Genomic DNA, 22,437 nt, shown 5'->3' on the forward strand with positions numbered 1-22,437 from the left:
GAAGCCATGGAAGTGAAAAGCCAAGTATAGAAACAGCGGCGGATTACGATGCTATGCTTGAGGTGATGGCTGATGAATCGGGCGTTATGGACGTCCCTTGCCGCTATAGGTACGGCACAAGCGCTGAAAATACCCGACCGGATCCGTGAGAACGGCCGCTTTGAGTGGGCAGACCTGTTTCGGACCGGCGGCATGCCGAGCTCGCATTCGGCCGGAGTCGTGTCGCTCGCGACGTATGTCGGGCTTAAGAAAGGGACTTCCTCCATCTCATTTTCGCTTGCGGTCGTATTGAGTCTGATCGTGATGTACGACGCCATGGGGATTCGCCGTCATGCCGGCATGATTGCATCGGAGGTAAATCAGCTGGAGGATGTGCTCGTTAAATTAACGGAGCAGCATCCTCCTCATGTGCATCGCAAAGACAAAGATCTGGAAGAACGATTAGGCCATTTGCCGGAAGAAGTGTTGGGAGGGGCAGCCATCGGGGCGGCAATCGGTTGGCTCAGCTATATGACGGAGTTTCCCCGGCATCGCCCGGGGAAAGCATGGGCCTCTTTTATACGGAAATCGTTGTACACGCTGAGCTCTCGTATGGTTCAATAAGATCGTTTGTTCCGGACGTCGGCAAAGTAATCGTAAATTTGGTGCCTTCGTCCGGCACGCTCTCTACCTCGATGGTCCCTTCGTGATCCTGCACGATTTTATGACAGATGGATAAGCCCAGACCCGTTCCGGAATCTTTGGTCGTATAGAACGGGATAAAAATTTTATCCAGCTCCGACTCCGGAATGCCTTTGCCGGTATCGGAAATTTCAATTACGGCATCGGGTCCCGCGGCAAATAGCCGGATTCGGACGACGCCTTGTTCGGGCATCGCTTCAAAAGCGTTTTTGACCAGATTTAGCAGCAATTGAAGCATCTTATCTTGATCCATCAGCATTTGAATATCCCGGTCGTCGTGTTCGAATCTTACTTGATGTCCGAGTCTCGTCGTCTCCGAATCCAGAAGCGAGAGAACCCGGTAAATACAGCCTTGAATCGATTGGATTTTATACTGGGTGACATGAGGCTTGGAAAATTGCAAAAATTCGGCGGTCAGCATACTCATCCGGTTAATTTCGTCCATAATCAGCTCATACCAGGGCTCAATGTTGTAATCCCCGGCTTTGGACAACTGCAGAAACCCCTTGATGGTCGTCAGCGGATTGCGGATTTCGTGCGCCATGCCCGAAGCCAGCTCGCCGACGACGCGAAGCTTCTCCGACCGTAGCATATGCTCCTCGCGCTTTAGCCAGCTTTCCCGCTTCATCATATACAGTCCGTGCTCGGCGACGACGATCAGATCGTCCTTGTTCACCCCGTCCCGGGAATAGCAGGCCATACCGAAATTGATTTCGATGCCTGTCAGCTTAGGGAATTCGGAAGCAAGCAGCTGCGTGACGGCATTGACTGTCTCCTGCATATCGTCCGATCGGAGCACGATCGCAAATTCGTCTCCGCCGTAGCGGCATATCAATAGAGCGTCGGGGAACATGATGCGCAGCAGCTCGGCCGCTTGCCTCAAAATTTTGTTCACGCCCTGAAAACCGTTTGTCGTATTCAGCGATTTGAGATCTTTGCAGTCGATGAGCACGAGAATGACGGGTTCTTTTTGCTTGACGAGCTGCTCCATTTGTTTATGAAATTCCTGAAAATTATATAGGCCTGTTAGCGAATCGTGAGTACTCAGATGCTTCTTCTCCTTGGTAAGCAGCTGTTTTTGCTGCTCGATATCGTAAATGTATTTGCGGAACATAAAAGCAAGCAGCAAGCAGGTTCCCGCCGTAAACACAACTTCGATCAGCGTGCTCCAACTGAAGGGGCGGCCGGCCATTGAAATGAGGGCATAAGCCAGCATCAGGGCCGCATTGGCGCTAAACGCATAGCGAAAAGGAGCTGTCCCGTAAAACAGCTTGCACATATGCAGCAAATAAAGCGGAAAGCACCAGTCGCTTAAGCTTGCGGCATGAAGCGCGACAAGGAGACTGAGTTGGACGACAAGCTGTGCCGGTATGAACGTGTGAACGGAACGGATATGCGTGAGTGCGTAGCCAAGGGATGCGAGAACGAGCAGCAGCGGACTTGAGGTCTGATTATGATAGAGGGAGGAAGCGCAAACCAAACCGGTATAAATGAGGAAGATCCAGCTACCTTTCATATTGGAACTCCAACTCCCGACGGAACCGTAGATTTTATTAGTACTAAGAGAAATTCTGTACGGGGAGGTGGAATTCCTGCTTGAACTCCCAAATTCAGTAAAAACTTTTTTGGGGTCCAAAAAAGAAAACCAAGCGGAATCGCCGGTCGGGCTGCGCTTGGTTTTCCGGGTTTAAAATCCGGGCAGGTTATCGAGATTGTTGCTTGGATCTCCGTCGGCGTTGGAGCGCAAATGCTCGTCCCCGTCTCTTCCGCGAAATACGTTCACGTTCTCGAGCTGTCCGTTTTTGGCGAGCTGCTGCGCTTCCAGGTAGTCGACCACCTGGCCGGAAGACAGCTTCAATTCAACGATGTCGCCATCGCCATTTTTGCGTACGGCTACGACTTGCTGCTTGTTTTGATCCATGCGGTATCGCCTCCACGGATATCATGCGCCGGATGGAGGCGTTTTATGCTTCGAACGTATAGGTCTTGAACTGCTCGATAAACGTCATATCCCCGGTTTTTCCGTTAAACTGAGGCATATCGTCGCCATAGTGCATCAGCAGCGTCTTTTGCTGAATCGGCTTCGGCAGCGTCATCAGCTCGTCCAACGTGGCGTGAACGATGCCGGGGGAGTAGAGCTGACAATCATGCAAAAATACGGTGCAGCCCTTCTGATGAAGGTCGTGCAGCAGCGGACCGTTGAACCGGGTATCGGAGCTGAAGAAGATTTTGCCATTCAGCAGGACCGAATAGCATGGCTTGCCCGGGATGTGATCGGCCGGGAGGAGTTCGACTGTCAGACCGGGATGGAGGGCTGTCGGCGTATGCTCGCCAAGTGCGACGACATGGAAGTAATCGTTAAGGGATGTAACGTTTTCCGCCACATTTTCCAGTCCGCCGCGCAGCGATTGCTCCCATAGGATCGTCTCCAGTTTGGAGGATACGATTAACGGTATTTTTCTTTTAAACGTGTACATATAGCGAAAGGCGAGCTCTTCGAGTCCCCCGACATGGTCCGCGTGAATGTGGGAGATAAGCACCGCATCGATCTGATCCAGAGAGACGCCGAGCTCGTGCAGAGCTCTTGGTGCGGTATAACCGCAGTCGATTAACAGCGTGAAGCCGCCGGCGTAAACCAAGGCATTATTATTATAGTACGTTTTCGCAAACGCGCTGCCCGTACCAATCATTTGAATTTGCAGACTCACTTGGTTCCTCCGCTCGTTAAGGCTTCCAGCCGGATATGCTTTTAAATTTACCATGGTTATCTTACACGATTCAAGATGGGTTTGTCACATTTTGGGTAAATTTAATACATCTTGTCCCTCTTGTAATGGGAACAAATGTTCTATATAATTAAATCAAATCTTTATTTATCCAGCAGGTGAGTAAATATGCGGAATACGACAGTGGAACCGTGGGTGCATCAGTATGTCGTCACGCTTTATTTGCTTAAGGCGCTTGAACGCGACCGGAAGCATGCCGAAGCAATGAAGCTGTCCAGAATATGGGGAGGTCTTTTCGAACGACTGCTGCTTTTGGCCGAGCGGGAGCATAACCAGGTGAAGCAGCGGCTGCGCCGGAGCGGTTGCCGCATCGTTCTGGAGGAAGTGACCCCGGAGCGTCATTACCATGTTATGTATGTATTCCAAGGCTATGAGTTTCACTGCTCCATGATGCCTATCGTGCTGAAGGGCAAATGCGAAGAAAAGCTGCAGGAGCTCCTTGGGGGCGTGAGCTGAAATTTCCCGGGCAAGCGCACGAACCGCCACGACTCGCCTTGCGGAAGCATTGTTCGACAATGATGCCTTTGTTGGCATATTTTGTATAGCAAATGGAAAAAATCTTCTTTACACACAACATCTAGAGGGGCGCTTTAAAAAAGCTGAAAGTTTTCTGGACGAAGCGCGCAACTCTTACCGCGCTATGGAGTATAAGATAGCAGAACGAAGAACATGATGGAGGTTGCTGGAAATGAAGGTGCCGCGATTGCTGACGCTGGTGCTGTCGCTTTCCTTATTCGGAACAGCGGGAGCGTTCGCCAGCTCCATGTGGGGCGATTTCGAAGGTTTTCCGAAAGTAAAGCTAATGATCAATAATGCGGAAAAGCCGTTCAAAGACGGTGAAACACCCGCTTTTGTCGCGAAGGGAAGCGCCGTATTCCCCGTTCGCGTGTTGTCTGAATCTTTGCAGGCGCTCGTGAAATGGGACGACGCTGCGAAGACCGTTTCCATTACCAAGCCGAACGTACATATGTTTGTTGCGAAGAAGGTCAATGACGACTATTCGATCAAACAGCCGTTCGGCGGCGTGAAGAAGGGCGACCGTCTCGACTTTGCCGTGTTTGCGCAGGTAGACAGCTTGACGACGCCGATTTCTTCTTTCAAAATCTCGATCCACGCTCCGAACGGGGAGCAAGTGGCGGTTCATGAGAAAGCCGTCAACGGCCAGAAGGAAAGCTTCTGGTACCCGTGGCCGTTTAACGTCACCTTCGCCGAATCGGGGAACTATGTCGTGAAGTTCTCGATCAAACCGGACGAGCGCAGCGACTATACGGTCGTCTCGGAAAAGGTGATCGCATCCGAATAAGGTGGGCGGACGGTTGGCTTAACCCGGTTCATTGACTTCGTCTTGTCGTGCGTGGTACGATACGGGAGAACATTAAATTAAGATGAAATGAGGTTTTCCCATGAGCGATCACATTCATGACGCTTCCTGCGATCACGATCACGATCATGAGGACGATATCTTTATCGTGACCGACCAAGACGGAGTCGAGCATGAGATGGTGATGGTATACACTTTCGAAGCTAACGACCGGGCCTATGCGGTACTTCTCGATCGTAACGATATGGAGGCAGACGGCGTTATTTTCCGGATAGACGAAGAGGACGGCGAAGCTTTTCTTGCGAGCATTGAAGACGAAGAAGAGTGGGATCGCGTTGTTCAAATCTACAACGAAATTGTGGAAGAACAAGAGCAGCAATAACGAATACCGTAAAAAGCCTTTCTTGCTTGCAAGAAAGGTTTTTCGTGTTTTAAGCGGCTGCGATGGGCAAGGGGGGAGTCGAAAAAGACCGTTTCCGGCAAGGCGGACAACGGTCTTTTGGACGTCTATTTACGCGGATTGAAGTACATGGTTCGTCCGTTGAATAAATGGAGCTCCGCTTTCCACAGCTTGGCGAGATATTTGCAAAACTCGTTACCCTTGGCTTTGTCGCCATGTGTGGCGTCCTCAGGAAGGACAAACTGGACGTAATGCCTTTGCGTCTCGCCCGATGTCTCCGATCCGACACCTGCCACAATATATTTGTAGCGCGGACTTGTTGCCTTTAAATAAAACCACTTGCCTTCCCCTTCGGGTTTTGTTTGAATCTCATACGGAAATCCGGCTTCGTCGTATTCCCAATTGAGCTGTTTGCCGGTCAGCGCAAGCTGCTCGCGGTAATGCTCCAGCTGGGCCTTCAATTCATCTAACGTCAGGGAGGAAACGGCGGACCCTTCGACGAACTTGATATAAGCGCTTTGCGCCATGATGAATGCACCTGCCTATACATATGGACTGGAACGATTTTCTTGTTTGAAGTACCATGAACATCATAGCATTAAGAAAAATCAATTACAATACTTGTTCCGGCAACGGTAGACAGGCAGGGAAGAGGGAGAGAGCGATGAAAGACAGAAGGTTTGAAGGGTATTTACTGGTGACGGATATGGATGGGACGCTGCTTGATAGCGCCAAACAAATAAGCGTCGAAAACCGAGCCGCCATCGAACGGTTTACGGGCTTGGGCGGCCGGTTCACGCTCGCGACGGGGCGGATCGCCGGCTCGGTCCGGCCTTTCGTGGAGCAACTGCCCGTAAATGCGCCGGCCATTTTATACAACGGAGCGGTCATTCATGATTTCAGCCGCGGAGAGGCTGTCTGGGAACGGACGCTGCCCGCATCGGCCAAGGAGGCGGTGGAGCTCGTACTTGGGCGGTTTCCCGGCATCGGCGCGGAACTGTACGTGCGCGGAGGAGCGGCGCCCTATGTGCTGCAGGAGAATGCAGCGACGGAGCGTCACCGGGCCGTGGAGAAGTTTCCGCTGCTGCGGCTGAGTTCGTACGACGACGTCTCTGAGCCGTGGATCAAGCTGCTGTTCGCCTGGGAGCCGTCGCTGCTCGATGAAGCCGTACCCGAGATCGAGCGGTTGACGGCAGGGACGGAGGTCGTCTGGGTTCGTTCGGACGATAAATATTTCGAGATGCTGGCTCCGGAAGCGACGAAGGGACATGCACTGGAGCGGTTGGTGGCGGAGCTAGGCATCCCGATGGAGCGCTGCATCGCGCTTGGGGATCATCTGAACGACCTGGAGATGATACGTCGGGCAGGTATCGGTATCGCCGTCGCCAATGCGCATCCTGAGCTTCTGGGCGCTGCCAAGCGCCATGGCAAGCACCATAACGAGCACGCGATAGCCGACGCGATCGAGTGGCTGGAGGAACAAGTCCGGCAGGGGACGCTAGCATAAAAAAAGCTTCTCCAGAGGAGAAGCTTGGGCTGTCGAGAAAGTGGTTTTAACAAGAATAGAGATGCAAACGGAGGTGGGGTATCCACTGGAGAAGCGACAGCGTTCGCCTTTGTCTGCAGGAAATATCCGCTACTAAGCGGTTTTAAATAAAAAATTTCCTGCGGACAACAGCGACCGGAAGTAGATACCCCACCCCTCGTAAACACCTCTATTACTTCAGTTTCTTTCTCAACAAGCTTAAGCTTCCCCAGAGCAGAAGCTTTGAATTTTCTAGAAAATCGCGGGAGCTTCGACGATGACCTTAACGTATTCGATGCTGCGGTCTTCCGGTCCCTTGACCGGCAGCCCGACGTCGATATGCTCGGTAATGTAGTCGATGAGATCCTGCGAGATGATTTCGCCCGGGAGCAGAATCGGAATGCCCGGCGGGTAGACGTAGATGAATTCGGCGATAATGCGATCGGCCGATTCTTTGAACGGGATCAGCTCCGTATCTCCGTAGAACGCGTCGCGCGGAGCCAGGGCGAGCTGCGGAATTTTCGGGATTTTGATGACCAGTTCGTTCGCTTGGCGAATGTTGTAGTTCTCCTCGGACATCCGGCGCAGCGCGTCAAGCAGGATGTCGATGTTTTCGCGCGTATCGCCCGGCGTAACGAGGCACAGCACGTTGTACATGTCGCTGAGCTCGACTTCGATATTATAGTGCTCGCGCAGCCAATTTTCCGCATCGTAGCCTGTAATGCCGAGATGGCGCACGTGGATATTGATCTTTGTCGGGTCGTAGTCGTAGGTCGCTTCCGTACCCAAAATTTCTTCTCCGAAGCATTCCAGTCCCGGGATACGGTTGATTTCCTCGCGGGCGTAGTTCGCCAGCTCCAGCGTCCGTTCTGCCATCATGTGGCCGTTCAGCGCCAGATTCCGCCGCGCGCAGTCCAGCGATCCGAGCAAAATATACGACGTCGAAGTCGTCGTCAGCATACTGATGATCGTCTTCGCGCGGCGCACGTTCACGCGTCCTTCGCGAATGTTCAGTACGGAACTTTGCGTCATCGAGCCGCCAAGCTTATGCACGCTCGTAGCGGCCATATCGGCGCCGGCCTCCATGGCGGACATCGGCAGCTTGTCGTGGAAATGAATCAGCACGCCATGGGCTTCGTCCACCAGCACTGGAATGTTGTAGCTGTGCACGATCTCTACGATTTCCTTCAGGTTCGCGCACACGCCGTAATACGTCGGATTGATGACCAGCAGCGCTTTGGCGTCCGGATGGCGCTCCAACGCGCGTTTGACGGAGCTGGTCGTCACGCCGTGATCGATCCCGAGATTTTCGTCGCGAACCGGCTTCAAGAAGATCGGCTTCGCGCCGGCGAAAATGATCGCGGCCATGATCGATTTGTGAATGTTGCGCGGAACGATGATTTTGTCGCCTTGGGAGCAGACGGTGAGGATCATCGTCATGATGGCGCCGCTGGTGCCCTGCACGGAAAAAAACGTATGATCGGCCCCGAACGCGGCAGCGGCCAGCTTCTGGGACTCTTCGATGACGCCGGTCGGCTGGTGCAGGTCATCGAGCGGAGCTATATTAATCAGGTCGATGGAGAGCGCGTTATCACCGATAAACTCCCGGAACTCGGGGTCCATGCCGACACCTTTCTTATGTCCTGGAATGTGAAACTGTACCGGATTGCGCCCGGCATGCTCCTTAAGTGCGGTAAACAGAGGAGTTTTCGTTTGATCCACGGTCATCCCTACCCTTCGTGTGTACGAGTATTGTTGGCTATGCCAGTGTTCGCCGGAAAAAAGCAAACAAAATGAGTATAGCAAAAAGCGACGCGGATGCAAGCGGTTTTTGGTAAATAGTTTGTTAACCTGGCCGAATAATTAACCGCGGAGGCGAACGGAGGCGGAAAAAGCCTTGTCGGCCGCGCATTTCTAAGGCTTCCGAGCGCAGGTTTGTCGATTTTGTTTAATCTTAAAAAGCTTTCGTTTCCATCGTCAAAAAAGTTATGGTACGATAAGAATAATTTCTGCCAATGGCTTCGGCCGAACCCGCGGCTCAGGCCGTCTTAGGATCAACCAACAAATCGGGAGGAACAGTTACGCATATGAAAAAACAGCTGGCAATTATTATGGTACTGCTGATGACGATATTTATCGGCTTCGGCATTATCATCCCGGTGCTTCCCGACGCCGTCACCGGATCGGGGGCCGACAGCTTTCATCTCGGCATGCTGTTGTCGGTCTATTCTTTGGCGTCGTTTCTGATGTCTCCGATATGGGGCGGACTATCGGACCGGATCGGACGCCGCCCGCTTATCATGACGGGAGCGCTCGGCTTCAGCGTCAGCTTCTTCTTGTTCGGCATGGCCGGGGATAACCTTGTGCTGATGTACGTGTCGCGCATATTGGGAGGCTTGTTCTCGGGAGCGACTACCGCGTGCGCCGTCGCTTATGTCGCGGACATTACGACCGAAGAGAACCGCACCAAGGGCATGGGGCTTGTCGGCATGTCGATCGGTCTGGGCTTCATCTTCGGCCCGGCGTTCGGAGGCTTGTTGAGCCACTTCGGCTTGCAGGTGCCATTCTTTGCGTCTTCCGCACTGGCGCTGGCCACGTTCGCATTCGCCTTCTTCATGCTGCCGGAGTCGCTGACCCCGGAAATGCGGAGCAGACCAAGAGAAGCGAAAGCTTCCCGTTGGAGCGCATTCGTCGGTTCGCTCAAATATTTGTACGTGCTTTCGTTCTTTGTCTCGTTCACGCTGGCGGGGCTGGAGGCAACGCTGCTGCTGTTCGAACGGGACCAGATCGGCGCGACGCCGACGCAGCTCGGCATCATGTTCGCGGTAAGCGGCGTCGTCGGCGCCTTGATTCAAGGCGGCGTGGTCCGGCGGCTGATCAAAAAAGGGCAGGAAGCCCGCGTGATCGGTATCGGCCTGCTGCTGTCGGCGCTCGGCTTCGTGCTGATCCTGTTCTCCAACAGCCTGCTTACCGCTTCGCTCTACTTGAGCGTCTTCGCCGCAGGGAACGCGCTGATTCGACCTTGCGTCACCTCGCTGATTACGCAGAAGACAAAGGTCGGACAAGGGGTAGCTTCCGGTTTAAGCTCCTCGATGGACAGCTTGGGCCGCATTACCGGGCCGCTGCTCGGGGCCGGCATTTACGATTACAACCACAGTGTGCCGTTCGTGACCGGAGCGGTCCTTTGTATCGCAGCTTTGTACTTGCTGTACCGTTTTATCGTTGCGGATCGCGCAGATACCCGGGCAGCCGGACAGCCCGTATAACGAAATCAAGAGGAACGCAAAGAAGCCGCCGCATGCGATTGTTCGCTGCGACGGCTTTTCTTTCTTATTCACACCAGATGGCTCAGCGCCGAATCCGTCCGATCGCCGGGGGCCGGGGGCCATTCCTCCCGCGTCATGGCATAGATCGCATGATCTTCCCATACGCCGTGGATCTGCAAATAGTTGCGGGCCAGGCCTTCCAGCCGCATGGCGTTTTTTTCGACGACGCGTATCGATCCTCTGTTGCGAGGCATGATGGCCGCTTGAACCCGGTGAAGTCCGCAGTTCTCGAATGCGAACCGGAGGACAAGTCCGACCGCCTCGGACATGTAGCCCTGCCCGTTGAAGCGTTCGGATATGTAATACCCGAGATTGGCGTTCTGCCATGGTCCTCGAACGATGGATGATAGCCTGACCCGGCCGATAAGCTCGTCCGTGCCGTTCAGAAAAATACCGAAGGCGTAGGCGCTGTCCTGCTCCCGTTCGGCGATCGTCTTCACCAGCGATTCTCGTACGGCGTCAAGGGTAAAAGCGTTGCTGTCCTGCAGAGGCTCGAATGGACGGAAGAACGTTTCGTTTTCCGCCCGCAGCAGATGAAGCGCTGGGACATCCGGTAATTCAAGAGGTCGGATATAAATCCGGTCTCCGTGTACAATCATGAAGCTGTCTCCTTTGGAACCCGAGTATGAAGCGTATATCTCCACAGCTTACCGAGTGGCGAGTCCGTGCATAATAAAGCGGATGCACGTCTCCGCTTCTTCTTCCTCGTCCCATTCTTGTTCCGGTACGAGCAGGAAACGGGTAATTAGGAAGCCGATGATGACCGAGGCGGTCAGCCGGACTACGGTGGCGGCAGGAAGGGGGATGATCTGCCCTTCTTGTTGAAAAAAAACAATCACTTTCTTGATTCGCGTTAATACTTCGTTCATGACGTCTGTCTTGAACTGCTCCTGGAGGTCGGGGTGAAACGGAATTTCCTGCATCAAAATTTTGATCATGGGCAAATGCTGGCGGGCGAACTCCAGACGGTTGCGGATGAGTGATCGCAGAAAGTCCTCGTACCGGGTATACTTCGCCTCCAGCACCGGCGTGAAATTACGGAGGACGAACGGGGCGACGAGCTTAGCCATGATCGGACGGACGATGGACAGCAGCAAGTCTTTTTTGGTTTTGTAATGACGGAAGATCGTGCCTTCCGCAACGCCTGCTTTTTGCGCGATTTCACTGGTAGAAGCTGCGGCGTAACCTTTCTCGGCAAAAATCTCGATGGCCGCATGCAGGATTTTCGTTTGTTTTTCCGTCATTTTCGGTTCTTCGTCACTTAGCTTAAGCAACTGCTCGATCCAATCTTCGTTCGATTCGGATAACATGACTCACACCTCTTTGATGCATAGTTCGGGAGCCTCATATATTATACACCAAAATTGTCCTGAAGTGTGAACGAGCGTTCGAATGCGTTGATTGGAAAGCGATTTGGATTAGGTATTTTGGTCTTTGAACGGGATTATCGGACCTCCGCGAAAATCAGCGGGCAGGCGCTCGAAGCGGTATATTTTTTCATGAAAGGTGATGACTATGGCACGCGTTTTGCTAATCAATGGAGGGTCTGAAGGGCATATCAATCCAACCCTCGGTGTGGTTCAAGAACTTATCCGTCGCGGCGAAGAGGTGGTTTACTTTGCAGCGGAACAATTTCGCGATCGCGTCGAGCCGACGGGGGCGAAGGTGATCACATTTGATGAAGGCAAATTTCTGGAGGCGTTCCTTGCCGGAGGAAGAACGCCTTGGGCACGAGTGGGGGGACTATTGCGCACCGCCGACATCGTCATTCCCAGTGTCCTGGAGCAAACCAAAGGAGAGCGCTTTGATTACATCATTCATGACTCGATGTTCGGCTGCGGGCGTTTGCTTGCGCAAATACTCGACCTGCCGGCAGTTAACTCGTGCACAAGTTTTGCATTTCAACAAAGGAGCTTTGACCGTCTGCAAGATCGCCTTTCGCACCATTTTCCGGCAGACGTGAATGAACGTGCACAACAGGAGTATCACCAGCTGGTCAGTACGATACAAGCAAAATACAATGTGCAAATCGGCTCCGCCTACGAGGTTTTCTGCAATCCCGCGCCACTGACCATCGTCTATACGTCGAAACGCTTCCAACCCGATGGAGAAAGCTTCGACGAGACGTACAAGTTTGTTGGACCGTCTATCGTGCCGCGCGCACAGGGTCAATTTGATTTCTCTGCTATGGACACGGAACATCTGATTTACATATCGCTCGGCACCGTTTTCAATCAAGCCGTGGATTTTTACAAGCTCTGTTTCGCGGCGTTCGCCGAAACGAAGTGCACCGTGATTCTATCTGTCGGCAGACAAACCCGGATTGCGGAATTGGGAGACATTCCAGCGAATTTTATCGTTCGCGACTACGTGCCGCAACTCGAAGTACTGCAACGCGCCAAATTGTTTATCACACACGGCGGCATGAACAGCACCAGTGAAGGCCTTTATTATGGTGTGCCGCTGATTGTATTTCCTCAAAGCGCCGACCAGCCTGTTGTGGCGCGGCGCGTGGCCGAAATCGGTGCGGGCATCCACCTGAAGCAAGAAGGCTTAGCTGCCAAAGAGCTCAGAGAGGCGGCGGAACGCGTACTCCAGGATGCTTCGATTCGAAAGGTATGCGTTGAGCTTGGCGATTCGTTCCGAGCTGCGGGCGGATATCATCGAACCGTCGAGGAGATCTTTGCGTATAAACGAAGTCTAATGAAGTGACACGTCGCCTCCGTTTTCGTAAAGGTTGGCAAAGCAAAAAACCGCCCCTGTCGGGACGGTATAGGTCGTAAGCACTGTTTAATCGTAATGCTATGGAGCGGTTGGAGCGTTATTCGTTTCAGGCTTCTTCCTGTCCTGCGAGGGTTTGCGGTCGACCATGTTCTCAATCCACGGGGTCATTTCGTCCTTGATTTTGCCGACCAGCTGCTCTCTGGACATTCCCTTGCTTTGCGCGATGTCGGTCAGCGATTTGCCCGACTTCAGCTCGGTTTTCAACTGGTCCTCGGTCATTCCGAGAAGGGAGGCGAGCTTGTCCGGCGCAATGCCCAGATGTTTTTTACCCGCGTGCATGCCGAAGCGGCCGTTTCCGTCAAAGGTACGGTTCACCATCTTTTTCAGGTGCTCTGCCATGCGGCTTTTGAGCTTTTCCGCTTGTTCGGCGGTTAGTTTCCCGGAAGCTGCGGCTTCGTCGATCGTTTTACTGCGCGCTGCCTGCAGCTTGGCGACCAAATCGGCTTCGCTCATGTTTTTCTCCGCGGCCAGCTGTACGAGCGTCTTGTCTTTAAGCGAGGCGATCAGCGAGGCTTTGTCCGTGCCCAGAATCGCTGCGGCTTCCTCGAAGATCGGCATGCCTTTGGCGGAAGCGCCGGAGTCCTTGGAGCCGTTACGCTCGCTTCGATCGCCGAACCACTCCTGGAACGGGCCGGCTTTCGCTTTCGTCGCAGACGGCTGCTGCGCGGCCGTATCTTCGGCGTGCGCCGATTGTCCGGTTCCATACAGGACCCCGCCTCCGAGCAGAAGCGCAAGCGCCAGCGAGGAGACGATAACCCGTTTCGCATACGTTTGCTTCATGCAGGTTCACCTTCCTGATGTTGGATTGGTTTTGCAACCATGATTAGAATAGGCAACCAAGCTTAACCTCACTTTAAAGCAAGCTTAGGCTAAAATAAAATTTTGAGCAACGACGAATAGACCGCCGGTCGGGCGGTCTGGTCGGACGATGGGGAATTCAGTTTATTTCACAATCAGCACGGGTACCTTAGCCTGCTGCACGACGTTATGGCTGACGCTTCCAAGAAAGAACTCGCGGATTTTCCCGAGTCCCCGGCTTCCCATGACAATCAGGTCGCACCCGATCTCTTCCGCATGCTCCAGGATACTGTAAGCCGGCTGCCCCCGGGTCAGCGTAAATTTCACGTTTAGCGTCGACGGGATGAGCGACTTGGCCTCCTCGATCGTCGCTTCGGCAGCTTCGATATAATTGCTGTTAACTGCATATTCGCTGCCGATAAAAGTAGGAAGGGCGTACACATGAATAATTTCGAGCCGCGGAGGATGTAGGCTGTGAGATTGTTCCTGGACCAATTCGACCGCACGCTTCAAGGCTTTCTTCGATAAATTCGAACCGTCATAGGCAACAAGGATTTTAGAAAATAACATCATCCTCACCTCATTTGCGGTTTAGTGGGTTACGATTTCATTATACCACATACAACCGCAAAAACGACGGAAAATTCAGAAAATTAAAACCAATATTTAAAACTCCTCGTTCATATTATAAAAGTTCAAGAGGACGGTCACTACGCCGAGCACCAGAATGAAGAGGGTCATCCCCAGGCCGAATGAGAAGACGAAGGGCAGCATCATAAACCAAACGCCTGCCAAAAACGCTATCCAATGCTGCCACGATCCCCAGCCCGTTTTGCCCAATGCCAGCAGCGAGAAGGCGAGTTCAGCGAAGCCCGCGGCCATGCTGCTCCACAAAGCTCCGGAATGGCTGGAATAACCGAGAATCCACGGAGCGCCTATGAACCAAAGACCAATTAGCGCAGCCAGCAGGTTGCGAACCGCAGTTTTTTTCATGTCTACCCCTCCCTGAAAATGGATGGCCGTTCTATGTTAACTATATGCAACCGATTTCAAAAGGTGCTAAATTTCCGCTAATTATTGTAAAAAATGTGAGCAAAGTGGGGGATGGGGGCTGGGCAACATATGGCACCGCGAAACATAGAAAAAGGCCCCCGTCATCGGCTTGAGCCGGAGGGAGGCCTTGTCCTTGCTTACAGCTTGGCCATCTTGTATAAAGGCAGGGCGGAGATCATTGTTTCTTTAGCCAGCCGAAGGAAGGCTTGTCCGTCCGCCAGCACCGGGTCATCGGCAGGTATGTTGCGGCCGACCAGCAGCTCGACCTTTTTCACGTCGCGAAAACGACGGAGCGCTTGCTCGAACTGGCTGTCATCCAAATCCCGCACCGGTACCGCGTCTTTTTGCATATGATCGAACGAAAGCACGAAATCTTTGGGCAAAGCGGAGCGGACCTCCGGCAGGCGGTCCAAATACGTTTGGGCAATCGCCTGCTTGTTCGGCAGCTCGTAGATCAGGGCGAGCCAAATGAACACCCGGTCGTCGAACAAGCCGATCTGAAAATGGGGAAGCTGCTTGTAGCCGCGCTTGCTGCTTGAGAACGACATCCACGTGTCGACGGGCGGGTTCACCTTGCGGCGCGCGTGTTTGGCGATGTGCAAATACAGCTCTTCTCCGGCCTGCACGGCAATCTCATCCAGCAGCTCGCTGCTGATGGCGCCGAACTTGGGCTGAATGCGCGAGCGGATCGCTTCCATTCTTCCCTCCAGGCCTTCTATCGCAAAGGTTTCGAAATCCGTTTCGGTAAAGCCGGTAAACTGCATGACTGAAGACTCCTTTTTTTATCGATGACAACAATATAGCATAAAATGGGACGTCCGGGCACGCGTTCGACGACTGACGACATCTTTTTAGTCCGGAGCCAAAAAAAACACAAGCGAGAGAAAAGTCATTCCATTGTTGAAAGCGTTTTTACAGAGTAGGATGAAGCTACATTACAAGACGGATAAAGGAGGGGGCACGCATGGCGGTAAAAATGCAAGCGGTGAAAACGGTCGGCTACAAATCCGGGACCCGTAAAAACGTACTGCGGTTCATGTGGAAGTACAAAACGCTTTATTTGATCTCGGTTCCGGGGATCGTCTATTTTTTCATTTTCAAGTACGTTCCGCTGCTCGGCTCGGTGATCGCCTTTCAGGACTACAATATTTTTCAAGGCATGTTGGGCAGCAAATGGGTCGGTCTCGCGCATTTTAAACGGATGTTCGCCCATTACGATTTTTTGAACATTCTCAACAATACGCTGCTCATCGGATTGTACGACCTGCTCATCGCGTTCCCGGCTCCGATCGTTCTGGCGCTGCTGCTCAACGAGCTGCGTCTGGTGCTGTACAAGCGGGTGCTGCAGACGGTCGTCTATATGCCACACTTCTTGTCCTGGGTCATCGTCAGCGGCATCGCCATCGGCATCTTGTCGCCGTCGACCGGAGCGGTGAACCAGTTCATCAGCTGGCTCGGCTTCGAGCCGGTCTACTTCCTCGGCGAAGAATCGTGGATTCGCACGGTGCTTATCGGCTCCGGTATCTGGCGCGATTCGGGGTACGGGACGATCATTTTCCTCGCGGCGCTGGCGGGCGTTAACCCGGACTTGTACGAGGCGGCCGAGGTAGACGGCGCGAGCCGGTGGCGCCAGACGCTATCCATTACGATTCCGGCGCTGCTGCCGACGATCATGATCATGTTTTTGCTCCATATCGGCAAGTTTCTGGATTTCGGCTTCGAGCGCGTCTACGTGTTCCTGAACCCGCTTAACAAAAACAACGGCGAAATTTTGGACACGTACATTTATCAGGTCGGTCTGCTCGGACAGCAATTCAGCTATACGACGGCCATCGGCTTGTTTAAATCGGTCGTCGGTTTGGCGTTGATCGTCATCGGCAACACGCTCAGCAAGAAAACAACCGGGGAAAGCTTGTACTAACGGCTGCGGGAAGCGGGAGGTGTAAAAGTTATGAAAAAAGCAAGCGCAAGCTGGCAAGTTTTTAATGCGGCGAATCTTTTTTTTCTGACCTTGCTCGGGCTGGCGATGTTTCTGCCGTTCCTGGGCGTGCTGGCGCAATCGTTCAGCAGCTCCGAGGCCGTCATTGCCGGAAAAGTATTGTTCTGGCCCGTCGATTTCACCTGGATCAACTATCAGTATGTGTTCAGCGACGCTTCGATCTGGCGTTCCTTCGGGATTACCGTGTACATTACGGTGGTCGGCACGCTCATCAATCTGATCGCCACCGCTTCGCTCGCCTATCCGGTATCGAGGCAGGAATATGTAGGGCGGAAATTCGTGGTCGTCATGGTTCTTATCACGATGGTATTCAGCGCTCCGCTCGTTCCAAATTTTATCTTGATGAAAAGCCTTGGATTGACGAATACGCTATGGGCGCTGCTGCTTCCCGGCGCAATCAGCGCATTTAACTTTTTCATCATGCGCTCGTTCTTTATGCAGATTCCTTCGGAAATTATCGATTCGGGCCGGATCGACGGCTGCACCGAGCTGCGGATGATCTGGAGCATCGTGATGCCGCTCTCCAAGCCCGTGATGGCGTCCCTGGGCATTTTCTATGCGGTAGGCCACTGGAACACGTATATGAACGCGCTGTACTACATCAACAACCCGGCCTTGAGGCCGCTCCAGGTGAAGCTTCGCCAGCTGATCGATGCGAACGAGATCAACATCGACCCGTCGGCCTCTCAGTTCAGTTCGCTGGCGCATATGGACCCGGAGGGCATCAAGATGGCGACGATCATCATTGCGACGCTGCCGATCGTGCTCATTTATCCGTTCCTGCAAAAGCATTTTGTCAAAGGCATGATGGTCGGCTCCGTGAAATCTTAATCTCTGGCAACGGATATCGGTAAAACAGGGCGTTCTCCTCTTATAAACGCAACCTGAGCAAGCCGTATGCTATGCTTGGAAGGAGCGTCCTTTTACACTAAATGCAATCGCTCCATATCATTTCTCAGAAAAGAGGGGTACGTATGAAGAAATGGATGAAGGTCGGGCTTGCCTCGGCCGCAGCTGCGAGTATGCTGGCCGCCTGCGCCAAGACGCCGGAGCCGCCGGCGGCGGAAGGAACCGGCAATACGAACGAAAAAGCGAAATTCTCCATCTCAATGAGAACGCTCGCCTTCAATCACGTGGAGAAGTCGCCCAACATCAACGAAGACAAATGGGTGAAAAGGCTGGAGGAGCTGACCAACACGGACTTGAACATCGTGCTCGTCCCACACAAGGAATTCGAGCAGAAGATGATCCAGATGTTCGCCACCAACGACATTCCCGATGTCGTACAGGGCAGCGGCGGCGTGGCGGGCAAGGAGATGGCCGGCTCCGTTCAGGCGGGCGTTTTCCTGCCTCTTGACGATCTGCTGCAAAAGCACGGGCAAAACCTGCTGAAGAAAATTCCGAAGGACGCTTGGCAGAAAGAGACGTACCAAGGCAAAATTTACGCGATTCCCGAGTTCCTCTCGAACCCTTCGCGCCGCGCGACCGCGATCCGCAAGGATCTGCTCGACAAAGCGGGCTTGCCGGTGCCGAAGACGGTCGACGAATACTTGAACGTGCTGCGGAAGTTCAAGGAGCTGGGAGTCGAACAGCCGTATCAGGGCCGCGAAAATTTCAAATATGCGGATACGTTCTTCGGCGCCTTCGACGCGTTCCCTTACCTCTCCATGCACATGCAGCAGGGCGATCAAATCGTGCCGAAGTTTTTCAGCGTCGACAATATGACGAAGGCGCTGCAAACGTACAAAACGATGTTCGACGAAGGTCTGATCTCCAAGGAGTTTGCAACGATTAACCCGACCGTTTACAAAAACAATATATTGGCGGGCAAAGCGGGCATGTGGGCAATGAACGCCAACGAAGTGCTGCAGTGGGAGAAGCAGCTGCAGGCGAACGTCCCTACCGCCAAGATCGAGCTGATTCCGTCCCCGGTCGGTCCGGACGGCAAGGGCGGCTACTACTTGTACAACTCCGTCACCCGCGCCTGGTTCATCAATAAAAAGGTAAAAAATCCGGAGGCGATCATCAAATTTTTCGATTGGATGCTGTCCGACGAGGCGGAGAAGTTCTTTACATTCGGCATCGAGGGGGAGACCTACAAGACGGTGGACGGCAAGATCGAATACAAATCGCCGACGGACCCGCAAGGGGTGGACGAAGAGCGTTACCGCCAAGCGTTCCTCTGGATGGTGCAGGATACGAAGTACAACAAAGGCACGCTTAGCCTGACCCCGGAAGGGCAGAAATTGATGGGCATCTATGATACAATGTTGGCAAACGAAGGACGCGACGGCATCCAATTCGAGCCCCGTTTGGAAGCGTATATCAAAAATCCGGACATTTCGCCGGAATCCGATTTTGCCGCTCCGGTGCTGCTCCAGCATATGGTCAAAATGGTGTACGGCAAGGAGCCGATCTCCGATTGGCCGAAGGTCATCGAAGAGTGGAAATCGAAGGGCGGCAACGACGTCGTCAAGGAAGCGACCGAGAAGTTCAAAAGCAAAGATCCGAACGTGACGATCTCGATGCCGCGCCGTTAATTGCGTCTCTTCCATAAATAGCACGGTTGAAATGTAAACGTTTCTTTAATCCCTTTTCGCGGAGGGAAAAGGTGGTTCATGAGTGGTTGAGGTACGGTGTCCTGCCGGAGGGCATGTATCGTTTCGCGGCGAGTTTTTTGTTCCGATCCCTTCAACTGAAATCTTTTATCTAATCGGGGGATCGGAACAAAACGTGTCTGAGCTGAAGCGAAACGATACATGCCCGGCTGGTAAGTTACATCCGGCCGTCATTCTCACCAGTCTTTTCTCTCAGCGCCCCCTCTCGAAAGGAGCGTTCGCCATGTACCGAATCTTGATCGCAGATGACGAGCCGATGATTCGCAAAGGCCTGCAAAAGCTGGTGGAGCAATCCGGTCTGCCCATAACGAGCATCCGCACGGCCGAGAACGGCACGGATGCGCTGCAGCGGATTCGCGAAGAACGCCCCGATTTTTTGTTTACGGACATCCGGATGCCGAAGCTGGACGGGCTAGAGCTGTGCCGGCACGTGGCCGAGATGGACGCGGATATCCAGATTGTCGTCGTTTCCGGCTATAACGATTTTGAATACGCGCAGAAAAGCGTATCTTACGGCGTGAAGGAATACTTGCTGAAGCCGGTCACCATCAAAGGATTTCAGGAGGTGCTGGAGAAGCTCGTACGCTTCAGCGCGAAGCAGCGCTCCGCGACGTTCGTTCCCGTGACCCGGCTGGAAACATGGGCGGCCAGGCTGGATGAAGCCGTGTGGCTGCTGCAAGAACAGGAGCTGCGGGCTGTATTGGCGGAGATGCGCTGCGAGCTGGACGGCTTCGGCCTGAAACCGACCCGGTTGTGCGATGTGCTTGACGAGCTGCACGTTCTGCTGGTGAGCCGAATCAACAAGCGGGACGTATTCACGCTGTACGCCGGCTTGGAACTGGCGGACGTTTCGGAGAAGGAGGAGGCGTGGCGGCGGTTTGACGGCAGCGTCCGCAGCTTGTGCGAGGAACTCAGGCATAAGCGCCGGGGCAGGCGCAAGGACCCGGTCGAGGAAGCGAAGCAGTACATCGAGGATCATTTGGCCGAGGAGGTTTCGCTAGAGGAGGTGGCGGATCGTATCGGCTTGAACGCCTCGTATTTCAGCCAGCTGTTCAAGCAATCCACGCAGGAAACGTTCGTCCAGTACCGGACCCGCAGGCGGATGGAAAAAGCGAAGAAGCTGCTCCAGCAGCCGCATTACCGGATCACGGACATCTCGGGCGAGGTCGGGTACGCCGACCATCCGCATTTTACGAAGACGTTCAAGAAATACGCAGGGTGCCTTCCGTCCGAGTACCGGCACAAGATGGGCATCGAATAATGAAGCGCAAAACGCTATCCGGCCAAATTTACGTCTACTTTCTCATAGTGATTGCCGTTTCGTTGATTACGGTCGGCGTCGTATCCTACGTACAGTCTTCCAAAGAGCTGGACCGCCAGGCCGAGCAGTACATGGAGCAGATCGTCGACAGTGCGGCCTACCAGACGGATATATATTTGCAGACGTACGAGCTGCTTAGCAATTCGTTCACTTCGAACCCCGACGTCCGGTCGTTCATGGAAATTGCGTCCGACGATGGGTACGGGTATTACTACTACTCCACGCAGATCAAGAAGTTCGCGTCGAATTCCGTGCAATCGATCGCAGCGCTGTACAAGCAGTTGAACATGATTTATGTCGTCGGGCAGCACCGGCGTTCCGTCATCTACGATAACCAGAACTTGATTTTTCTGGACCCTGCGGAGTATAAGAGCAAGTTCGAGTACATTATGAAAAATACCCCTGACGACGGGCAGATGGTTCTGCTGAACGTGAGCCTGCGGTCGGAAGACCGGGGGACCGTCGTCACGATGGCGCGAAAAGTGCGCGATGCCGCTTATAACGATGCGAACCGTGGGGTCGTCGCCATCGAGTTCAAGCTTGCGGAGCTGGCGAAAATATGGCAGCGCGCGAACGTGGGCAAGGACGGATATTTCTTTATTGTCAATGGTAAAGGAGAATTTATTTACCATCCGGCTTTGCCGCTGAAGGATGCGAAGCTGGAACCGGAGCTATTCCGGCATATGGAGCAGAGCGCGGGGAAATCGGTCATCGACCGCTATGAGGGGCAGGACCGGCTGTTTGTCTCCAGAGGTTCGAGCTATTCGGACTGGAGGCTTGTCGCCTCGATTCCGGTGCAGGAGCTCCGGCGTCCGGCGTCCACGATCCGCACCACGACGCTCGGCGTCGGACTGCTGACGCTGATTGCCGCTCTGTGGCTCGCCTACCGCTTCGGCCGTTCCATCGTCGCGCCGATTCGCGAGTTGAAAGAAAGCATGCGGCAAACGGAGAAAGGGAACTGGCAGCACATCGACGAGATCGGCCGGACGGACGAGATCGGCGGATTGATTCACAGCTACAACCTGATGGTGACGCGGCTTTCGGAGATGATCGAGAAAGTATACGAAGCCGAGCTGCAGCAGCAAAAGAATGCGCTTGAGCTTGGTCAGGCGGAGCTGGAGCGGCAGCGTGCGGAATTTCAATCGCTTCAGTTGCAGATCAACCCGCATTTTCTGTACAACACGCTGGAAACGATCAACTGCTACGCCATCGTGCAGGATTCGTACGAAATTACCGAGATGGTGGAAGCGATGGCCTTCATGCTGCGCTATTCGATTCAAACCAATCTGGAAGAAATCACGGTGGCTAACGAACTGAACCACGTGCGCAATTACATGATCGTGCTGCGGCACCGGATCGGCCGGGAATTCGAGATCGACGTCGTCATTCCGCCATCGCTGCTGCTGGAAAACATGGTGCGTTTGACGCTGCAGCCGCTGATCGAAAATATTTTTCAGCATGCGTTTCCCGGCGGCTTCGAGCCGCACCATTACATTCGCATCGATGCGCGCAAGCAGGGCGGGTTGTTCGAGGTGTCTGTGGAAGATAATGGAGCGGGCATCGAGCCCGACCGGCTGGAAGAGCTGCGCAGACGACTGAAGCAGAACCGGCTCGCCGACGAGCACGAGGGCGGGCGGCAGCGCGGGGGGATCGGACTGATGAACGTTCATCGGCGCATCCAGATGGTGTTCGGGGAGCAATATGGCCTGTCGATTGAAAGCGAACGGGGCCGCGGCAGCCGCATTACGATGACGATGCCGGAAACGTCGGCACCGGCGCTGCGCTCTATTAAAGATACTGCCTGACCTTAATCTTTCATTTCATG

General features: G+C 53.7%; 23 protein-coding genes. 12 read left to right on the top strand and 11 right to left on the bottom strand.

What is annotated here, in order from left to right:
- Positions 1-72 precede the first annotated feature (72 nt).
- Entirely contained in the window at positions 73-603 is a 531-nt protein-coding gene (locus tag KQX66_RS26640; protein ID WP_216795854.1) for a divergent PAP2 family protein, read from the top strand.
- Here the strand turns inward: KQX66_RS26640 and KQX66_RS26645 are convergent.
- The 3 genes from KQX66_RS26645 to KQX66_RS26655 all read right to left on the bottom strand — a co-directional run bounded on the left by KQX66_RS26645 (position 557) and on the right by KQX66_RS26655 (position 3,389).
- The gene (locus KQX66_RS26645) at positions 557-2,197 is read right to left on the bottom strand and encodes an ATP-binding protein (protein WP_216795861.1); all 1,641 of its coding nucleotides are present in this window, start codon (positions 2,195-2,197) and stop codon (positions 557-559) included. The genes KQX66_RS26640 and KQX66_RS26645 overlap by 47 nt on opposite strands.
- Positions 2,198-2,368: 171 nt before the next feature.
- Positions 2,369-2,602, bottom strand: a complete 234-nt coding sequence (locus KQX66_RS26650) for a DUF3892 domain-containing protein (RefSeq protein WP_216795863.1) — start codon at positions 2,600-2,602, stop codon at positions 2,369-2,371.
- Between the two features lie 43 nt (positions 2,603-2,645).
- Positions 2,646-3,389, bottom strand: coding sequence for an MBL fold metallo-hydrolase (locus tag KQX66_RS26655; RefSeq protein ID WP_216795865.1), 744 nt, complete (start codon positions 3,387-3,389; stop codon positions 2,646-2,648).
- A 186-nt stretch (positions 3,390-3,575) separates the two neighbouring features.
- Here KQX66_RS26655 and KQX66_RS26660 point away from each other — a divergent pair, with 186 nt between their 5' ends.
- The 3 genes from KQX66_RS26660 to KQX66_RS26670 all read left to right on the top strand — a co-directional run bounded on the left by KQX66_RS26660 (position 3,576) and on the right by KQX66_RS26670 (position 5,170).
- The gene (locus KQX66_RS26660) at positions 3,576-3,923 is read left to right on the top strand and encodes a YhjD family protein (protein ID WP_216795867.1); all 348 of its coding nucleotides are present in this window, start codon (positions 3,576-3,578) and stop codon (positions 3,921-3,923) included.
- A 232-nt stretch (positions 3,924-4,155) separates the two neighbouring features.
- Positions 4,156-4,770: a stalk domain-containing protein gene (locus KQX66_RS26665; RefSeq protein WP_054972058.1), complete on the top strand. Its 615-nt coding sequence runs from the start codon at positions 4,156-4,158 to the stop codon at positions 4,768-4,770.
- 100 nt (positions 4,771-4,870) lie between these two features.
- The gene (locus KQX66_RS26670; RefSeq protein ID WP_054972059.1) at positions 4,871-5,170 is read left to right on the top strand and encodes a DUF1292 domain-containing protein; all 300 of its coding nucleotides are present in this window, start codon (positions 4,871-4,873) and stop codon (positions 5,168-5,170) included.
- 125 nt (positions 5,171-5,295) lie between these two features.
- On the opposite strand, the gene KQX66_RS26675 is transcribed toward KQX66_RS26670, so the two are convergent.
- Positions 5,296-5,715 carry a DUF1885 family protein gene (locus tag KQX66_RS26675; RefSeq protein ID WP_025853302.1) on the bottom strand — a complete coding sequence of 140 codons (420 nt, stop codon included), beginning with the start codon at positions 5,713-5,715 and terminating at the stop codon, positions 5,296-5,298.
- A 137-nt stretch (positions 5,716-5,852) separates the two neighbouring features.
- On the opposite strand from KQX66_RS26675, the gene KQX66_RS26680 reads away from it, so the two are divergent.
- Positions 5,853-6,695 carry a Cof-type HAD-IIB family hydrolase gene (locus tag KQX66_RS26680; RefSeq protein WP_216795869.1) on the top strand — a complete coding sequence of 281 codons (843 nt, stop codon included), beginning with the start codon at positions 5,853-5,855 and terminating at the stop codon, positions 6,693-6,695.
- A 270-nt stretch (positions 6,696-6,965) separates the two neighbouring features.
- On the opposite strand, the gene KQX66_RS26685 is transcribed toward KQX66_RS26680, so the two are convergent.
- Positions 6,966-8,435, bottom strand: coding sequence for an aminotransferase class I/II-fold pyridoxal phosphate-dependent enzyme (locus KQX66_RS26685; RefSeq protein ID WP_498047104.1), 1,470 nt, complete (start codon positions 8,433-8,435; stop codon positions 6,966-6,968).
- A gap of 365 nt (positions 8,436-8,800) precedes the next feature.
- Here KQX66_RS26685 and KQX66_RS26690 point away from each other — a divergent pair, with 365 nt between their 5' ends.
- On the top strand, positions 8,801-9,979 hold the full coding sequence (locus KQX66_RS26690; protein WP_216795878.1) for an MFS transporter: 1,179 nt from the start codon (positions 8,801-8,803) through the stop codon (positions 9,977-9,979).
- 68 nt (positions 9,980-10,047) lie between these two features.
- On the opposite strand, the gene KQX66_RS26695 is transcribed toward KQX66_RS26690, so the two are convergent.
- Both KQX66_RS26695 and KQX66_RS26700 read right to left on the bottom strand, forming a co-directional pair.
- Positions 10,048-10,638: a GNAT family N-acetyltransferase gene (locus KQX66_RS26695; RefSeq protein WP_216795880.1), complete on the bottom strand. Its 591-nt coding sequence runs from the start codon at positions 10,636-10,638 to the stop codon at positions 10,048-10,050.
- Positions 10,639-10,686: 48 nt separating this feature from the next.
- Complete coding sequence (locus KQX66_RS26700; RefSeq protein WP_216795881.1) at positions 10,687-11,349, bottom strand: TetR/AcrR family transcriptional regulator; 663 nt, start codon at positions 11,347-11,349, stop codon at positions 10,687-10,689.
- Between the two features lie 205 nt (positions 11,350-11,554).
- On the opposite strand from KQX66_RS26700, the gene KQX66_RS26705 reads away from it, so the two are divergent.
- Positions 11,555-12,751 carry a macrolide family glycosyltransferase gene (locus KQX66_RS26705; RefSeq protein WP_216795884.1) on the top strand — a complete coding sequence of 399 codons (1,197 nt, stop codon included), beginning with the start codon at positions 11,555-11,557 and terminating at the stop codon, positions 12,749-12,751.
- 90 nt (positions 12,752-12,841) lie between these two features.
- Here the strand turns inward: KQX66_RS26705 and KQX66_RS26710 are convergent, their stop codons facing one another.
- From KQX66_RS26710 to KQX66_RS26725, 4 genes are all read right to left on the bottom strand, one after another.
- Positions 12,842-13,603, bottom strand: a complete 762-nt coding sequence (locus KQX66_RS26710; RefSeq protein ID WP_216795885.1) for a hypothetical protein — start codon at positions 13,601-13,603, stop codon at positions 12,842-12,844.
- A 162-nt stretch (positions 13,604-13,765) separates the two neighbouring features.
- Positions 13,766-14,191, bottom strand: a complete 426-nt coding sequence (locus KQX66_RS26715) for a universal stress protein (RefSeq protein WP_216795887.1) — start codon at positions 14,189-14,191, stop codon at positions 13,766-13,768.
- Between the two features lie 96 nt (positions 14,192-14,287).
- A complete protein-coding gene (locus KQX66_RS26720) occupies positions 14,288-14,614 on the bottom strand; it encodes an SPW repeat protein (protein ID WP_216795888.1) in 327 nt (108 codons plus the stop codon).
- A gap of 197 nt (positions 14,615-14,811) precedes the next feature.
- Positions 14,812-15,438 (bottom strand): DUF1054 domain-containing protein, encoded by a 627-nt coding sequence (locus tag KQX66_RS26725; protein WP_216795890.1) that lies wholly within the window; start codon positions 15,436-15,438, stop codon positions 14,812-14,814.
- Between the two features lie 200 nt (positions 15,439-15,638).
- Between KQX66_RS26725 and KQX66_RS26730 the strand changes: the two genes are divergently transcribed.
- From KQX66_RS26730 to KQX66_RS26750, 5 genes are all read left to right on the top strand, one after another.
- Complete coding sequence (locus KQX66_RS26730) at positions 15,639-16,595, top strand: ABC transporter permease (RefSeq protein ID WP_216795892.1); 957 nt, start codon at positions 15,639-15,641, stop codon at positions 16,593-16,595.
- A 30-nt stretch (positions 16,596-16,625) separates the two neighbouring features.
- Complete coding sequence (locus KQX66_RS26735) at positions 16,626-17,504, top strand: carbohydrate ABC transporter permease (RefSeq protein ID WP_216795894.1); 879 nt, start codon at positions 16,626-16,628, stop codon at positions 17,502-17,504.
- Between the two features lie 143 nt (positions 17,505-17,647).
- Positions 17,648-19,213, top strand: coding sequence for an extracellular solute-binding protein (locus KQX66_RS26740; protein WP_253957450.1), 1,566 nt, complete (start codon positions 17,648-17,650; stop codon positions 19,211-19,213).
- 301 nt (positions 19,214-19,514) lie between these two features.
- Positions 19,515-20,552 carry a response regulator gene (locus tag KQX66_RS26745; RefSeq protein ID WP_216795904.1) on the top strand — a complete coding sequence of 346 codons (1,038 nt, stop codon included), beginning with the start codon at positions 19,515-19,517 and terminating at the stop codon, positions 20,550-20,552.
- Positions 20,552-22,417: a sensor histidine kinase gene (locus KQX66_RS26750; protein WP_216795905.1), complete on the top strand. Its 1,866-nt coding sequence runs from the start codon at positions 20,552-20,554 to the stop codon at positions 22,415-22,417. Before KQX66_RS26745 ends, KQX66_RS26750 begins: the two co-directional genes overlap by 1 nt.
- The last annotated feature ends 20 nt before the right edge of the window (positions 22,418-22,437 follow it).

Origin of the sequence: Paenibacillus oleatilyticus (assembly GCF_018998565.1) — a bacterium.
Classification (GTDB): Bacteria; Bacillota; Bacilli; order Paenibacillales; family NBRC-103111; genus Paenibacillus_G; species Paenibacillus_G oleatilyticus.

Coding starts and splice junctions, on each gene's coding strand:
- KQX66_RS26640 (WP_216795854.1), top strand. CDS start 73: ATGAATCGGGCGTTATGGACGTCCCTTGCCGCTATAGGTACGGCACAA.
- KQX66_RS26645 (WP_216795861.1), bottom strand. CDS start 2,197: ATGAAAGGTAGCTGGATCTTCCTCATTTATACCGGTTTGGTTTGCGCT.
- KQX66_RS26650 (WP_216795863.1), bottom strand. CDS start 2,602: ATGGATCAAAACAAGCAGCAAGTCGTAGCCGTACGCAAAAATGGCGAT.
- KQX66_RS26660 (WP_216795867.1), top strand. CDS start 3,576: ATGCGGAATACGACAGTGGAACCGTGGGTGCATCAGTATGTCGTCACG.
- KQX66_RS26665 (WP_054972058.1), top strand. CDS start 4,156: ATGAAGGTGCCGCGATTGCTGACGCTGGTGCTGTCGCTTTCCTTATTC.
- KQX66_RS26670 (WP_054972059.1), top strand. CDS start 4,871: ATGAGCGATCACATTCATGACGCTTCCTGCGATCACGATCACGATCAT.
- KQX66_RS26675 (WP_025853302.1), bottom strand. CDS start 5,715: ATGGCGCAAAGCGCTTATATCAAGTTCGTCGAAGGGTCCGCCGTTTCC.
- KQX66_RS26680 (WP_216795869.1), top strand. CDS start 5,853: ATGAAAGACAGAAGGTTTGAAGGGTATTTACTGGTGACGGATATGGAT.
- KQX66_RS26690 (WP_216795878.1), top strand. CDS start 8,801: ATGAAAAAACAGCTGGCAATTATTATGGTACTGCTGATGACGATATTT.
- KQX66_RS26695 (WP_216795880.1), bottom strand. CDS start 10,638: ATGATTGTACACGGAGACCGGATTTATATCCGACCTCTTGAATTACCG.
- KQX66_RS26700 (WP_216795881.1), bottom strand. CDS start 11,349: ATGTTATCCGAATCGAACGAAGATTGGATCGAGCAGTTGCTTAAGCTA.
- KQX66_RS26705 (WP_216795884.1), top strand. CDS start 11,555: ATGGCACGCGTTTTGCTAATCAATGGAGGGTCTGAAGGGCATATCAAT.
- KQX66_RS26710 (WP_216795885.1), bottom strand. CDS start 13,603: ATGAAGCAAACGTATGCGAAACGGGTTATCGTCTCCTCGCTGGCGCTT.
- KQX66_RS26715 (WP_216795887.1), bottom strand. CDS start 14,191: ATGTTATTTTCTAAAATCCTTGTTGCCTATGACGGTTCGAATTTATCG.
- KQX66_RS26720 (WP_216795888.1), bottom strand. CDS start 14,614: ATGAAAAAAACTGCGGTTCGCAACCTGCTGGCTGCGCTAATTGGTCTT.
- KQX66_RS26725 (WP_216795890.1), bottom strand. CDS start 15,438: ATGCAGTTTACCGGCTTTACCGAAACGGATTTCGAAACCTTTGCGATA.
- KQX66_RS26730 (WP_216795892.1), top strand. CDS start 15,639: ATGGCGGTAAAAATGCAAGCGGTGAAAACGGTCGGCTACAAATCCGGG.
- KQX66_RS26735 (WP_216795894.1), top strand. CDS start 16,626: ATGAAAAAAGCAAGCGCAAGCTGGCAAGTTTTTAATGCGGCGAATCTT.
- KQX66_RS26740 (WP_253957450.1), top strand. CDS start 17,648: ATGAAGAAATGGATGAAGGTCGGGCTTGCCTCGGCCGCAGCTGCGAGT.
- KQX66_RS26745 (WP_216795904.1), top strand. CDS start 19,515: ATGTACCGAATCTTGATCGCAGATGACGAGCCGATGATTCGCAAAGGC.
- KQX66_RS26750 (WP_216795905.1), top strand. CDS start 20,552: ATGAAGCGCAAAACGCTATCCGGCCAAATTTACGTCTACTTTCTCATA.